Source organism: Streptomyces sediminimaris (assembly GCF_047049295.1).
Classification (GTDB): domain Bacteria; phylum Actinomycetota; class Actinomycetes; order Streptomycetales; family Streptomycetaceae; genus Streptomyces; species Streptomyces sediminimaris.
The window spans coordinates 6,486,101-6,499,792 of sequence record NZ_JBJWOT010000001.1; the positions used below are offsets into that span (position 1 = coordinate 6,486,101).

Genomic DNA, 13,692 nt, shown 5'->3' on the forward strand with positions numbered 1-13,692 from the left:
GCCTCCTGTACGGCACCGCATATTACTGCGGGGTCCGGCCGGCCCCTCACCGGTGCGGCAGCACCCGCCGGGCCGCCCCCCGCGCCGCCCTGCCCCACTCCCGGCCCCGCCGGAGCGGGACGGCCCTGGTCGCCGGCCGCCGTGAGCGCGGCGCGGGTCCCGACCGCTCCAGCCACCAGGCCCTGACCTCCCGGCGCACGCGGTCGTCCCCGACGTGCCCGCCGAGCAGCAGGTACCCGGCGAAGTCCAGGGCGTCCCTGCGGTAGCCGCCCGCCATCGGGTGGCCGTGGGCGTACGCGAGGAACGCGGACCGGTAGCTCCCGCCGAGGATCTCCGGCAGTTCGGGCGCGACCTTGGCCACGACGTCCGCCCGCTTCCCGGCGAGCGCCCGCGCCTGCACCCCCAGCCGCACCCGGTCGAACCCCTCCGGCACGGGCGTCCCGGCGACCAGCGCGGACAGCAGCGCGGTCTGGGCGAGCGCGAGCCGCTGACGGACGGCGTCGCCGCACGGGGGCGGGACCGCCGCGCAGCCGCCGCCGGCGGCCTCGGCGCGCCCCGCGCGCCCGCCCTCCGCGGCCTCCGCCCGCAGGGCCCGCCCCTTCCCCACGGCGGCCCTGATCGCCGCCAGCTCCCCCTCCAGCTGCGCCGCCCCGGGGAAGTTCTCGTCCCTCTCCAGCAGTACCCCGGGGGGTGAGACCCGGGAGGCCAGGTCGGTCAGGACGTCGAGGACCGGCCGCGGGACCGGGTGGGCGTGGCTGTCGTGCCAGACGCCGTCGCGTGCGAAGCCGCCCGCGACGTGGACGTAGGCGATGGCCTCCAGCGGGAGTTCGGCGAGCGCCCTGGCCGGGTCCTCGCCGCGGTTGACGTGGTTGGTGTGCAGGTTGGCCACGTCGATCAGCAGCCGTACGCCCGTCCGGTCGGCGAGTTCGTACAGGAACTGCCCCTCGGTCATCTCCTCGCCCGGCCAGGAGATCAGCGCGGCGATGTTCTCCACGGCGAGCGGCACCGGCAGCGCGTCCTGCGCGATGCGGACGTTCTCGCACAGCACGTCGAGGGCGTCCCGGGTGCGCGGCACGGGCAGCAGGTGCCCGGCCTCCAGCGGCGGCGAGGCGGTCAGCGGGCCGCCCGCCCGTACGAACGCGATGTGCTCGGTGACCAGCGGCGATCCCAGTGCCTCGGCCCGCTCGGCGAGCGCGCTCAGCCGTCCGGCGTCCGGCCGGTCGGCGCCGCCGAGACCGAGCGAGACGCCGTGCGGGACCACGGTGACGCCGCGGGCGCGCAGCCGCCGCAGCGACTCCGGAAGGTGACCGGGGCACACGTTCTCGGACACGGCCTCGACCCAGTCGATGCCCGGCATCCGCTCCACGGCGTCGGCGATCTCCGGCCGCCACCCGATGCCCGTTCCCAGACGCTCCATGTCCGTCCCCCTCCTCGGCCGCATCCCGGTCCGTACGCCGGCGGTGCCACGTCTCCTCCGTCACGTCCCCCTCGACGTGACGGAGGTATGGCCCCACCGCCGGGACCCGAATCCCTCCCCGCACACCTTCAGAGCAAGATTTGAGCTTCCCGGCCCGCCGCGGGAAACGGGTGGGCCGGGTCAGCGGAGCGCCGGGTGGTCGGCCACCACCGTGCAGGAGCCGGGCGCGATCTCCGTGAAGCCCGCGTCGCGCACCAACGGCAGGCCGCCGGAGGTCAGTTCCTCCCAGCGGGCCGGGTCGGCGGTGCGTACGGCGAGGGCGAACCCCCCGTCCCGCCAGGCCGCCCGCTGCCCGGCGGACAGCTCCCACCAGGCCAGTTGGGCGGCGTGGCCCGCCTGGGCCATCGCCTTGCCCGCGGACATGCCGAGGCCGGGGTTGAGCCACAGGACGGGCAGCGCGGGGTCCGCCCGGACCGGCGGCTCCGGGTCGTCGAGATCGGTGCCGGACACCTGGAGCCTGGCCAGGTCCTTGGGCCAGCCGTCGAGCGGCACGGGCGGGAACACGCGCACCTCGGCCGTCTTCCCGGTCACCGTGACACCGGGCAGGGCCACGGCCCGCCGCCACTCGGCGCCGCGGGCACGCCGCACCACCTTGCGGATCCGGGCGTCCTGCCAGTCCCGCACGGCCCCGGCCCACTCGCCGTCACCCAGGGACCGCTCGTCGCTGAGCAGCACCAGCACGGCGCGGGCGGCGGTCTCCAGCGCGTCGGTACGGGCGGGCGGCGACGCCTTCTCGATGCGCACGACGAGAGGCAGCACGAACTGCGGTGCCCGGTCGCGCTCGCCGGGCTCGGACCGGAACGGGCTGTCCGCGGAGGACGTCACTTCATGGCTCACACCGGCCAACTCTAAGGGGGGCGCGGGAAGGCGCCCACGGTCACCGGTGGCCGCCGGCGGCCCCGATCAGCCGGGACACCTTCACGAACCGGTAGCCCTTCGCGCGCAGCTCGGGCACGATCGTGCGGACGGCTCGTTCGGTGACGGGCGCGGCGCTGCGGGTGCAGTGCATGACGACGACCGAACCCGGCCGCACCCCGTCCAGCACCTGCCGCGCGACCGCGTCGGCGTCCGTCGCGAAGGCGTCCCCGCTCACCACGTCCCACTGCACGGCGGTGACACCGGTCGCGGCCAGTGCCTTCAGCGCCCGCCGGTCGTAACACCCGCCCGGGAAGCGGAAGTACGGCATCGGGTCCGGCACCCCCGCCCTGCGGAAGGCACCGTAGGCCCGCTCCACGTCCGAGCGCATGCGGTCCACGGACATGGTCGGCAGGCCGTAGCAGTCCCGGGTGAAGGCGTAGTGGCTGTAGGAGTGGTTGGCCACCTCGAACAGCGGGTCGCGGCCGATGGAGCGGGCCTGCCGCGGGTACTCGTCGGCCCAGCGCCCGGTCATGAACAGGGTCGCCGGCACCTTCAGCCTCCGCAGTGTCGCGATCAGCCGCGGGTTGTCGAAGCGTTCACCGGCCGCGGCCCGCGCCCCCTCGTCGGCGGTCATGTCGGCGTCGAAGGTGAGCGCGACGGTCCTGCCCCGCGTGCGCGGGCCGTTGGTGAAGACGCGGGCGAGCCCGGCGGGCCCGGGGGCGAGGGTCGGCGGCCGGGACGGCGCGGCGGAGGTGGCGGAGGGAGCCGGGCGGGCGGCACGGGGCGTCCGGGGGGCGCCGCAGGCGGTGAGCAGGGCACCGGCCGCACAGACGAGCGCACAGGTGGCGGCCACTTGTCGTACGTGAATGATCACCGTACGAACATAACGGGACAGAGTGGGCGGACGGCGGACCGGCGCGCTCACTCACTCACCGGGCGGTCGCCCGCCGGTGCCGCCGCCGTCGGCCGCCTCAGCGGCCGTAGAACCCGGTCAGGCGTCCGGTGGCGAGGGTGTGGCCGTCGAGCGCGCGCTCGAGGTCGTCGGCCGAGGCGCCGGCCGGCAGGTGCAGGGCGCGGTCGGCGGCGTAGGCGGAGAAGACGTAGTGGTGCCGCCGGCCCTTGGGCGGGCAGGGGCCCGCGTAGCCGTCCTTCCTGAAGCCGTTGCGGCCCTGTGCCGCACCCGGCGGGACCTGACCGGCCGCCCAGCGGGGATGCGAGGCGGGCGCGTTCCACACCACCCAGTGGGTGAAGGTGCCGTGCGGGGCGTCGGGGTCCTCGGCCAGGACGGCGAGTCCCGCCGTGCCCGACGGCAGGCCGGAGAAGGCCAGCGGGGGCGAGACGTCCTCGCCGTCGCAGGTGTAGCGGCGCGGGATGGTGCCGCCGTCGGCGAACGCCGTACTGGAGACGGTGATCCGCCGCGCGGCGGACGGGGCGGGCGCGGCGCTGTCGCCGCCGTCCCCGCAGCCCGATACGAGTCCCACTGCCGCCGCCGCCGCGGCGGCGATCACGAGCCTGCACCGCATGGACGGAACGCTAGCCGCGCCCCCGCGGGGCCGCTACCCGCCCCTCGCGCCTTGCCCGTCGCCCCCCTCGTGCCTCGGGGCGCGAGGGGCCGACGGCGGGCAGCGGCGGTACGCACGGAGCGGGTGCGGGTCACGTCCCGAGTTCGCGGGGCGGCGGGCGGTCCTGCGGGTGCTCCTGCGCCTTCTCCAGGAAGCGGAGCAGCTCCACGGGGAAGGGCAGGACCAGGGTGGAGTTCTTCTCGGCGGCGACCGCCGTCACCGTCTGCAGCAGCCGCAGCTGGAGTGCGGCGGGGGTGTCCGCCATCTGCTCGGCGGCCTCCGCCAGCTTCTTCGAGGCCTGCAGCTCGGCGTCCGCGTTGATGATGCGGGCCCGGCGATCGCGGTCGGCCTCGGCCTGCCGGGCCATGGAGCGCTTCATCGTCTCCGGCAGCGAGACGTCCTTGATCTCGACGCGGTCGATGGTGACGCCCCAGTCCACGGCCGGGCTGTCGATCATCAGCTCCAGGCCCTGGTTGAGCTTCTCGCGGTTGGAGAGCAGATCGTCGAGGTCGCTCTTGCCGATGATCGAGCGCAGGGAGGTCTGCGCCATCTGGGAGACCGCGAACTTGTAGTCCTCGACGTTGACCAGGGCGGCCGCCGCGTCGATGACCTTGAAGTAGACGACGGCGTCCACGCGCACGGTCACGTTGTCGCGGGTGATGCCCTCCTGGGCCGGGACCGGCAGCGTCACGATCTGCATGTTGACCTTGCTCATGCGGTCCGCGAACGGGACGATCATGGTGAAGCCGGGTGGCCGCACCTCACCGGCCAGCCGCCCGAGCCGGAACACCACCCCGCGCTCGTACTGCTTGACGACCCGTGCCGCCGCCACGAAGTAGACGAGCCCGGCGGAACCGGCGGCCACGACCGCAGTCACCAGTTCAGGGACCATGGCGACCCCCTCTGCCCAGAGGTCTTGGATGTCTGCGTCTGTAACGATATGCCCGGTTGCCGGTCCCGGGCCACGAGGGGCCACCAGGGGCCGCGCGACCTGGAGGGGGACCGGGGGGCCCGGGCCGGCTCCCGGCCGCAGGGTGCTACGGGAGGCCGGGCCGTACGGCAGGCGCGGTCCGGCTGGTGGTGCTCACAGGGCCTCGAAGGTGTCGGTGCGCGCATCGTGCGCCAGCACGGCGCCGGTGTGGACCTCGTAGAACCAGGCGTGCAGGGACAGCCGGCGCTCCCCGAGCCGCTTCTCGATGTACGGGTACGAGCGCAGCCGCAGCAGCTGCGTCAGGATGTGGCTCTGCACGCCCTCGGTGACCGCCGGGTCCTCCACCGTGCCGGACGGGCGCGGGGTGGCGCGCGTCAGCCAGTCGCGCACGGCCGGTACGGCGGTCAGGTCGTCGCCGCGCACCAGGGCGCCGACGGCGCCGCAGTGCGAGTGCCCGCAGACCACGATGTCGCGCACGCCCAGCACCTCCACCGCGTACTCGATGGTGCACGCCTCGCCGGTCGGGTGCGCGGAGGCGTACGGCGGCACGATGTTGCCCGCGGTGCGCAGCTCGAAGAGCTCGCCCGGGCGGGCACCGGTGATCAGGGCCGGGACGACCCGGGAATCGGAGCAGGTGATGAACAGCACCTGCGGGGACTGGCCTTCGGCGAGTTCGGCGAACTCCTCAGGGCGCTGTCCGAACAGACGGGCGTTGTCGATGAGGGGCTGCATGACGGATGACTCCTCCTGGCGCGCCGCGGCGCGTCGGTGTGGGCAGGGCAGAGGTGTGACACGGCAGAGGGCAGGCCGGCCCTGCGAGGCCGTTTGCGGGATCAACTCTACGTGCCCGGGCGAAGAGAGCCTGGAATGCGCTGCTGGGGTGGCGGGACTCAGTCGCTCCCGGTGAGCCGTTCGGCGTCGCGCGCCAGCGCGGTGAGCCGGGAGATGGCCCGGAAGTACTTCTTGCGGTAGCCGCCGTTCAGCATCTCCTCGCCGAAGAGCCGGTCGAAGGGCACCCCGGAGGCCAGGACCGGTACCTCACGGTCGTAGAGCCGGTCGGCGAGCACGACGAGCCGCAGGGCCGTCGCCTGGTCCGGGACGGGCCGCACGCCGGTGAGGCAGACCGCCCTCAGGCCGTCGGTCAGGGCGCCGTACCGGCTGGGGTGGACCGTGGAGAGGTGGTCGAGGAGTTCCGGGAAGCCGTCGAGCGAGGCGCCCGCGGTGGCGTGCGCGGCCCTGGTCACCCGCTCCTCGGAGAAGGGTGCCGGTGCCGCGGGCAGGCCGCGGTGGCGGTAGTCCTCGCCGTCGATGCGCAGGGTGCGGAAGCGGGCGGCCAGGCCCTGGATCTCGCGCAGGAAGTCGGCCGCCGCGAAACGGCCCTCGCCGAGTTTGCCGGGCAGGGTGTTGGAGGTGGCGGCCAGTGCCACACCGGCGTCGACGAGCTTGCCGAGCAGGGTCGACACGAGGACCGTGTCGCCGGGGTCGTCGAGCTCGAACTCGTCGATGCACAGCAGACGGTGGCCGGAGAGCGTCTGGACGGTCTGCTGGAAACCCAGGGCGCCGACCAGGTTGGTGAGTTCGACGAACGTGCCGAACGCCTTCAGCGCGGGCTCCGCCGGCGTGGCGTGCCAGAGCGAGGCGAGCAGGTGGGTCTTGCCGACGCCGTAGCCGCCGTCGAGGTAGACGCCGCGGGGGCCGGCCGGGGCCTTGGCCGCCCTGGCCCTGCCGAACCCGAGGAAGCCGCGCTTTCCGCCGCCGACGGCGTGCGCCCCGCCGAGCCCGGCCGCGAAGCCCTCCAGGGCCTGGACGGCCTCGGTCTGGCTGGGCCGGTCCGGGTCGGGTATGTAGGTGCTGAAGCGCACCGCGTCGAAGCGCGGCGGCGGCACCATCTCGGCGACCAGCCGGTCGGCGGGCACATGCGGCACACGGGCGCACAGCGACAGCGGCGCCGCGTCTGCTATCGCGCCGCGGTCGGTGGCGGAAGGGGAGGACGACACGGTTCACCATGCTAAGCGTCGTGCCACACTGCACGACATGCGACGCCTGTTCCCTGTGACCGAAGAGACAGCGCCGGACACCCACGGTGAGGAGGGCGGAACCGGAGCGGGGCCCGGCGCAGGCGCCGCCGGTGTCCCCGCGGGCCCTTCCGGCCGCGAGTGGAGCCTCGCCGAGGTCGCCGCCGCCTACGCCTATCCCGAGCCGACCGCGGGCGGCCGCCGCGTGCCCTGGCTGCGGGCGAACATGGTGTCCACCCTCGACGGCGCCGCGCAGCACGACGGGCACTCACAGCCGATCTCCAGCGCGACCGACATGCGGATCTTCGGCACCCTGCGTCAGCTCGCGGATGTCGTGATCGTGGGTGCCGAAACGGTACGGCAGGAGGGTTACCGGCCCGCACGCGCCCGTGCGGAGTTCGCGGCGGCCCGCCGGGCCGCGGGACAGGGGCCCGCGCCGGCGATCGCGGTGGTCAGCGCCAGTCTCGACCTGGACTTCTCCCTCCCCCTGTTCGCCTCGCCCCTGGTGCCCACCCTGGTGCTCACCGGCGCCGCCGCGCCCCCCGACCGCGTCGCCGCCGCCGAGAAGGCCGGCGCCGGGGTGGTGGTCGCCGGTGACGGCGTGGGCGTCGAACCCGCCCGTCTCGTGCAGGCGCTGGGCGAGCTGGGGCACACCCGGCTGCTGACCGAGGGCGGTCCCCGGCTGCTGGGCCAGCTGGTGGCCGCAGGGGTGCTGGACGAGCTGTGCCTCGCCGTCTCCCCGACGCTCACCGCCGGTGACGCGCAGCGGATCGCGGGCGGACCCTCGGTCGCGGTTCCGCAGCGCTTCGTACTCGCGTCGGTCCTCGAGGAGGAGGGGTTTCTGTTCACCCGCTACCAGCGGGCCTGATATTCGGTCAGCGGTACCCGCGGTCCCGAAAACGGCGGAATGACCCGTTCCGCTTGGCTTCCGGCGGGCACACTGGATTTCGCAGTCCCCGTGGCACCACGGGGCAGGATGGTTTCCGCAGAAGGGGCGCCCGGTGTTCACAAGCGTACTGATGATCGAGAAGGCCCTGACCTCCGCAGACGTGGAGTTCGTCAGCGGTCTGCACGGGGACGAGAGTGTCTTCTTCCACGTGCTGCTCCAGCCCCGCGGGGATCAGGCGGACCGCCTGCTGCGGGCCATCGACGACGTGGCGCTCGGCGAGCTGGACGAGGCGGCGAAGGAGAACGAGGTACCCGAGGGGGAGGCCGCGAAGGACTTCGGGGCGCGGGCCCTGGCGGTGTCCCTGCAGGCGCTGAAGGCCGCCGGCGGCGAGGCCGAGGGCAGGCTGATCGAGGACCATCCGCTGGACGCCCTCAAGGCGCTGGTCGACGAGGTCGGCGCGGACGAGGTGATCGTGCTGACCGATCCCCACTACGTGGAGGAGTTCTTCCACCGGGACTGGGCCTCGCGGGCCCGGCACAAGGTGGGGGTGCCGGTGCTGAAGCTCTTCTCGCACAGCAAGGCGTAGCCGCTGCCGTCCGGGGCCCGGCCGCGCGCCCGTGGGGCCCGCGGTGCGGCGCCCGGCCGCGGGCGCGTCGTGGCGGGGCGCCCGTCGTCGCCGGGGCGCGCCCGCGCGGCATGGCCGCGTCTCGAGGCGGCCCCGCCGCGCGGGCGTCCCGGGCCAGCGCACAGGGGGGTCGCGGACCCCGGAAGGGCATCGCGGGCTCCCGGACCGCATAGGCTGGGCGGCCGAACGTCCGCCGTACGCACCACGCACAGGAGAAACGCATGGCACCCGGCCTCCCACCCGCCATGGACCGACCGCACTTCATCGGCATCGGCGGCGCCGGGATGTCGGGCATCGCGAAGATCCTCGCGCAGCGCGGGGCCAAGGTGGCGGGCAGCGACGCGAAGGAGTCGGCGACCGCCGAGGCGCTGCGGGCCCTGGGCGTGACGGTGCACATCGGGCACGCGGCGGAGCACCTCGCCGACGACGCGAGCTGCGTGGTCGTGTCGTCGGCGATCCGCCAGGACAACCCCGAGCTGGCCCGCGCGGCCGAGCTGGGCATCCCGGTGGTGCACCGCTCCGACGCGCTGGCCGCGCTCATGGCGGGCCTGCGCCCGATCGCGGTGGCAGGCACCCACGGCAAGACCACGACGACCTCGATGCTGGCGGTGTCGCTGGGCGAGCTCGGCCTGGACCCGTCGTACGCGATCGGCGGCGACCTGGACGCGCCCGGTTCCAACGCCCTGCACGGCGGGGGCGAGATCTTCGTCGCCGAGGCTGATGAATCGGACCGCAGCTTCCACAAGTACGCCCCCGAGGTCGCGATCGTCCTCAACGTCGAGCTCGACCACCACGCCAACTACGCCTCGATGGAGGAGATCTACGAGTCCTTCGAGACGTTCGCGGGCCGGATCGTGCCCGGCGGCACACTGGTGGTCAACGCCGACCACGAGGGGGCCCGCGAGCTGACCCGGCGGCTGGCGGGGTCGGTGCGGACGGTGACGTACGGGGACGCGGAGGACGCCGACGTGCGGGTCCTGTCCGTCGTGCCCCAGGGCCTGAGGAGCGAGGTGACCGTCCTGCTCCAGGGCCGGGAGCTCACCTTCACGGTCTCGGTCCCCGGCCGCCACTACGCGCACAACGCGGTGGCCGCGCTGGCCGCGGGCGTCGCGCTGGGCGTGCCCGCGGCGGAGCTGGCCCCGGCCCTCGCGGCGTACACCGGGGTGAAGCGCCGGCTGCAGCTGAAGGGCGAGGCGGCCGGCGTCCAGGTGATCGACTCCTACGCCCACCACCCGACCGAGATGACGGCCGACCTGGAGGCGATGCGCGCGGCGGCGGGCGGGGGCCGGATCCTGGTCGTCTTCCAGCCGCACCTGTTCTCCCGCACCCAGGAGCTCGGCGGAGAGATGGGCCGGGCGCTCGCGCTCGCGGACGCCTCGGTCGTCCTCGACGTCTACCCGGCCCGCGAGGACCCGATCCCCGGTGTGACGAGCGACCTGATCATCGAGGCGGCGCGGGCCGCGGGCGCGGACGTGACGCCGGTCCACGACAGGGCGCAGGTGCCGTCGGTGATCGCGGGAATGGCCAGGCCCCGTGATCTCGTTCTCACCATGGGCGCGGGCGACGTCACCGACCTCGGACCGCGCATCCTGGACCGTCTCTCGCAGTAAGGGGCTGAAGCTCATGTCGTACGACGTCGAAAAGCCGGACGAGCAGTGGCGCGCGGAGCTGACCCCCTCCGAGTACGCCGTGCTGCGCCAGGCCGCCACGGAGCCCGCCTTCACCGGTGAGTACACCAACACCAAGACCGAGGGCGTCTACTCCTGCCGCGCCTGCGGCGCCGAACTGTTCACCTCGGAGACGAAGTTCGACTCCCACTGCGGCTGGCCGTCCTTCTTCGACCCCAAGGACACCGACGCGGTGGAACTCATCGAGGACCGCTCGCACGGGATGGTGCGGACCGAGGTGCGGTGCGCCCGCTGCGGCTCGCACCTCGGGCACGTCTTCGAGGGCGAGGGGTACGCCACGCCCACCGACCAGCGGTACTGCATCAACAGCATCTCGCTGCGGCTGACGGAGAACGAGGGCTGACGGAGAACGAGGGCTGACAGAGGAAGAGACTGACGGAGAAAGAGACTGACGGAGGACGAGACTGACGGAGGACGAGGGCTGAGGGCGGTCGGCGCGTCCCGCCGGGGCCGTGCGGGCGCGCCCCCGGCACCGTCGGGCCCCGCGGGCGTGCTCACAGCACCTTGCGCTGGACCATCGGACACCCGATGAATCACTCATCCAGTGATGTGTTGACTTTCGGATGACCGAGCCAGCACCATCGCCCAGTGAGCTCCGAGCGCGCCGATGCGGGCGCGGCCCTGGTCGTCGGCCTCGACGCCGGCGGCACCCGTACCCGCGCGGTCCTGGCCGCCGCGGCGGACGGCCGCGTCCTCGGTGCGGGCGCCGCCGGTCCCGGCAACGCCCTCACCGCCCCGCTGCCGCGGCTCACCGCGCACCTCGCCGAGGCCGTCGCGCGCGCGGTGCCCGAGGCGGCGCGCGGCCGGGTCGCCGCCGTGGCGGGCGGTTTCGCGGGCGCCACCGGCGTCGCGGCGGACGAACCGGGACGTCTCAACGCCCTGGCCGCGCTCCGGGGCGCGCTGCGGCAGACCGGCGTCCCCGCCTGCCCGATCGCCGTCGGCAGCGACATCGAGGCCGCCTTCGCCTCCGCCCCAGGCGCCCCGGCCGACGGCCTCGCCCTCGTCGCCGGCACGGGCGCCGTCGCCGCCCGCATCGCCGGGCGCCGCTGCGCGGCCACCGTCGACGGCGACGGCTGGCTCCTCGGGGACGACGGCAGCGGCTTCTGGATCGGCCGCCGGGCGGTACGGGCCGCCCTGCGGATGGCGGACGGCAGGGGGCCGGCGACCGCCCTCGCGGCAGCGGTCGGACGGGTCCTCGGCCTGCCCGCGCAGGTCCTGCCCCAGGGGGCTTCCGGCTGGTCGCGCGACGGCCGGGAGAGCTACCGCACGCGCCTGCTCCCCGTGGTGATGGCCGAGCCCCCGGTCCGGCTGGCCCGCCTCGCGCCGGTGGCGGCCGCGGCGGCCCGGGACGGGGATCCCGTCGCGCGGGCGATCCTCGACGAAGCCGTCGGCCGGCTGGCCGCCACCGTCGAGGCGCTGGAACCGCGGGCGGGTGAGCGGGTGGTCGCCACCGGCGGCCTGCTCGGCCCCGACGGACCCCTGACCGCGGGCCTGACCACCCGCCTGCGCGGCCTCGGCCTGACCCTGGAGTGGGTGGCGGACGGCTGCCGCGGCGCCGTGGCGCTGGCCCGGATCGAGTACGAGCGCTCCGCGCGCCGGCGCCTCGGCTGACCGCCGGCCCGGGCCGTCTCACTGGTCCCGGTCACCCGGGCCGCCTCACTGGTCCCGGTCACCCGGGCCGCCTCACTGGTCCCGGTCACCCGGGCCGCCTCACTCGTCCCGGTCACTCGTCCCGGTCACCCGTCCTGGTGGCCCGTACTGGTCACCCGTCCCCGTCCCCGTCACCCCTTCCGGCGCGACCTCACCGCGTGCCTGGGCCTGATGTGGTCGGTGAGTGCCAGTGAGGCGCTCGCACGCTGGTAGGAGAGCTGGGCGACCCGGACGTAGAGGCAGTCGACGAGCATCAGGACCGAGTGGCGGCCGCCGATGCTGCCCGTGCGGAAGCTGGTCTCCGAGGCGGACGAGATGAGGCGGATGCCGGCGGCCCTGGCGAGCGGTGAGCGCGGGTCCGTGGTCAGGGCGATCGTGGTGGCGCCCCGCTCGTTGGCCGTCTCGATCGGCTCGAGGGTCTCGCGCGTCGTGCCGGAGTGCGAGATGCCGACGGCCACGTCGGCCGGGGTGAGCAGGGCCGCGGAGGTGGCCGCCGCGTGCACCTCGGTCCAGCCGCGCACCTGGCAGCCGATGCGGAACAGCCGCGTCTCGGTCTCCTGTGCCACGGCGCCGCTGCCGCCGACGCCGTAGACGTCGATGCGCCGGGCCTTGGCGAGGGCCTGGGCGGCGCGTTCGAGGGCGTCGAGGTCGACGCGGTCGATGGTCCGCTGGATCGCCCGCAGGTCCGCCGCGCCCACGACCCGGACGACGTGCTCCAGGCTGTCGTCGGGTGAGATGTCGGTGTCGATCTCGGCGGAACCCCAGTCGGAGACCTCGCCGCGGCCGCGTTCCTGCGCCAGTTCGATCAGCAGGTGCTGGTAGGAGTCGAGGCCGACGGCGCGGCAGAAACGGGTCACCGTCGCCTGCGAGGTGCCCGTGCGGCGGCCCAGTTCGGCGGCCGAGCAGTGGGTGACGGCGGCGGGGTCGTCCAGGATCAGCTCACCGACCTTCCGCAGCGACCCGGCCAGCCGGGGGAGCTCGGCGCGGATCAGTGCGGTGACGTCCGTCGAGGGCATGCGACGAAGGTAGCAGCCACCGTTCGGGGCGCGGATCGGCCACCAGGACCGGCAGGCTCCCGCGTTGCCCGGCGTGCGGAGCGTGTGGTTTATTGATTGTGGTTCATTGATTCAGTCGTTGGTGCTTGTTCGGGATGGTTCAATCCATCAGTGGGGAGGATCGCGTGAGCGTCGGGTCCGTCAGCGCCGAGGGCTTCGCACAGGAGGGCCTGGCCGCCCTGCGGGACATCGCCGGGTCGGCGCGCGAGGAGGTGGCGGCCGCCGCCGGACTCGTCGCCGACTGCGTCCGCGCGGACGGCGTGATCCAGGCCTTCGGCACCGGCCACTCCCAGGCACTCGTCCTCGAACTCGCGGGCCGGGCGGGCGGCCTGGTCCCCACCAACCGGCTCGCCATCGCCGACCTCGTCCTGCACGGCGGCGACGACCCGAGCGTCCTCGACGACCCGCTCCTGGAGCGCGGCCAGGGCGTGGCCGAGCGGCTCTACGACCTCGCGGGGCCGCGGCCCCAGGACCTCTTCGTGATCATCTCCAACTCCGGCGTCAACAACGTCGTGGTGGAGATGGCGCTGCACGCCAGGGAGCGGGGCCACCGTCTCCTCGCCATCACCTCCCTCGCGCACACCCGCGCCGTCCCGGCCGGTCACCCGAGCGGCCGGAAGCTCGCCGACATCGCCGACGTCGTCCTCGACAACAGGGCCCCGCGCGGCGACGCCCTCCTGGGCCTCCCGGGCGGCGGTGCCGTCTGCGCCCTGTCCACGCTCACCGGCGTGATGCTGGTCCAGATGACCGTCGCCGAAGCCGCGCGCCTTCTCCTCGAGGCCGGCGAACGCCCACCCGTCTACGTCTCCGCCAACGTCCCCGGCGGCTTCGAGGGCAACCTCGAACTGGAGAAGCGGTACGCGGGGCGGATCCGGCGCACGGCCGGCTGACGCCGCTCCCGGCCGGGCCGCCGCGAGATCACCGGCTCACCCACGGCAGGGC

14 protein-coding genes are annotated in these 13,692 nt (G+C 74.5%); 6 read left to right on the forward strand and 8 right to left on the reverse strand.

Going from position 1 to position 13,692, the window contains the following annotated elements; translation table 11 throughout:
* Positions 1 to 46: 46 nt before the first annotated feature.
* From ACJ9NR_RS29810 to zapE, 7 genes are all read right to left on the reverse strand, one after another.
* On the reverse strand, positions 47 to 1,417 hold the full coding sequence (locus ACJ9NR_RS29810) for an MbnB/TglH/ChrH family RiPP precursor modification enzyme (RefSeq protein WP_412491646.1): 1,371 nt from the start codon (positions 1,415 to 1,417) through the stop codon (positions 47 to 49).
* Positions 1,418 to 1,597: 180 nt separating this feature from the next.
* Positions 1,598 to 2,314 (reverse strand): aminoacyl-tRNA hydrolase, encoded by a 717-nt coding sequence (locus ACJ9NR_RS29815; protein WP_412491645.1) that lies wholly within the window; start codon positions 2,312 to 2,314, stop codon positions 1,598 to 1,600.
* A gap of 40 nt (positions 2,315 to 2,354) precedes the next feature.
* Positions 2,355 to 3,209: a polysaccharide deacetylase family protein gene (locus ACJ9NR_RS29820; protein WP_412491644.1), complete on the reverse strand. Its 855-nt coding sequence runs from the start codon at positions 3,207 to 3,209 to the stop codon at positions 2,355 to 2,357.
* A 97-nt stretch (positions 3,210 to 3,306) separates the two neighbouring features.
* Positions 3,307 to 3,858, reverse strand: coding sequence for a YbhB/YbcL family Raf kinase inhibitor-like protein (locus ACJ9NR_RS29825; RefSeq protein WP_412491643.1), 552 nt, complete (start codon positions 3,856 to 3,858; stop codon positions 3,307 to 3,309).
* A gap of 130 nt (positions 3,859 to 3,988) precedes the next feature.
* Entirely contained in the window at positions 3,989 to 4,789 is an 801-nt protein-coding gene (locus tag ACJ9NR_RS29830; RefSeq protein WP_412491642.1) for a slipin family protein, read from the reverse strand.
* A gap of 192 nt (positions 4,790 to 4,981) precedes the next feature.
* Complete coding sequence (locus tag ACJ9NR_RS29835) at positions 4,982 to 5,560, reverse strand: carbonic anhydrase (RefSeq protein WP_412491641.1); 579 nt, start codon at positions 5,558 to 5,560, stop codon at positions 4,982 to 4,984.
* Between the two features lie 158 nt (positions 5,561 to 5,718).
* Complete coding sequence (gene zapE / locus ACJ9NR_RS29840) at positions 5,719 to 6,825, reverse strand: cell division protein ZapE (protein ID WP_412491640.1); 1,107 nt, start codon at positions 6,823 to 6,825, stop codon at positions 5,719 to 5,721.
* Between the two features lie 37 nt (positions 6,826 to 6,862).
* On the opposite strand from zapE, the gene ACJ9NR_RS29845 reads away from it, so the two are divergent.
* The 5 genes from ACJ9NR_RS29845 (at position 6,863) to ACJ9NR_RS29865 (ending at position 11,656) form a co-directional block, all read left to right on the forward strand.
* The gene (locus ACJ9NR_RS29845) at positions 6,863 to 7,711 is read left to right on the forward strand and encodes a pyrimidine reductase family protein (RefSeq protein WP_412491639.1); all 849 of its coding nucleotides are present in this window, start codon (positions 6,863 to 6,865) and stop codon (positions 7,709 to 7,711) included.
* 133 nt (positions 7,712 to 7,844) lie between these two features.
* Positions 7,845 to 8,318: an indole-3-glycerol phosphate synthase gene (locus ACJ9NR_RS29850; RefSeq protein WP_412491638.1), complete on the forward strand. Its 474-nt coding sequence runs from the start codon at positions 7,845 to 7,847 to the stop codon at positions 8,316 to 8,318.
* A 260-nt stretch (positions 8,319 to 8,578) separates the two neighbouring features.
* Positions 8,579 to 9,967, forward strand: a complete 1,389-nt coding sequence (murC, locus tag ACJ9NR_RS29855; RefSeq protein WP_412491637.1) for a UDP-N-acetylmuramate--L-alanine ligase — start codon at positions 8,579 to 8,581, stop codon at positions 9,965 to 9,967.
* Between the two features lie 13 nt (positions 9,968 to 9,980).
* Positions 9,981 to 10,388, forward strand: a complete 408-nt coding sequence (msrB, locus tag ACJ9NR_RS29860) for a peptide-methionine (R)-S-oxide reductase MsrB (RefSeq protein WP_412491636.1) — start codon at positions 9,981 to 9,983, stop codon at positions 10,386 to 10,388.
* Between the two features lie 245 nt (positions 10,389 to 10,633).
* Positions 10,634 to 11,656: an N-acetylglucosamine kinase gene (locus ACJ9NR_RS29865; protein WP_412491635.1), complete on the forward strand. Its 1,023-nt coding sequence runs from the start codon at positions 10,634 to 10,636 to the stop codon at positions 11,654 to 11,656.
* A 170-nt stretch (positions 11,657 to 11,826) separates the two neighbouring features.
* Here the strand turns inward: ACJ9NR_RS29865 and ACJ9NR_RS29870 are convergent, their stop codons facing one another.
* Positions 11,827 to 12,711 (reverse strand): MurR/RpiR family transcriptional regulator, encoded by an 885-nt coding sequence (locus ACJ9NR_RS29870; RefSeq protein ID WP_412491634.1) that lies wholly within the window; start codon positions 12,709 to 12,711, stop codon positions 11,827 to 11,829.
* A 164-nt stretch (positions 12,712 to 12,875) separates the two neighbouring features.
* On the opposite strand from ACJ9NR_RS29870, the gene ACJ9NR_RS29875 reads away from it, so the two are divergent.
* Positions 12,876 to 13,640, forward strand: a complete 765-nt coding sequence (locus ACJ9NR_RS29875; protein WP_412491633.1) for a sugar isomerase domain-containing protein — start codon at positions 12,876 to 12,878, stop codon at positions 13,638 to 13,640.
* Positions 13,641 to 13,692 lie beyond the last annotated feature (52 nt).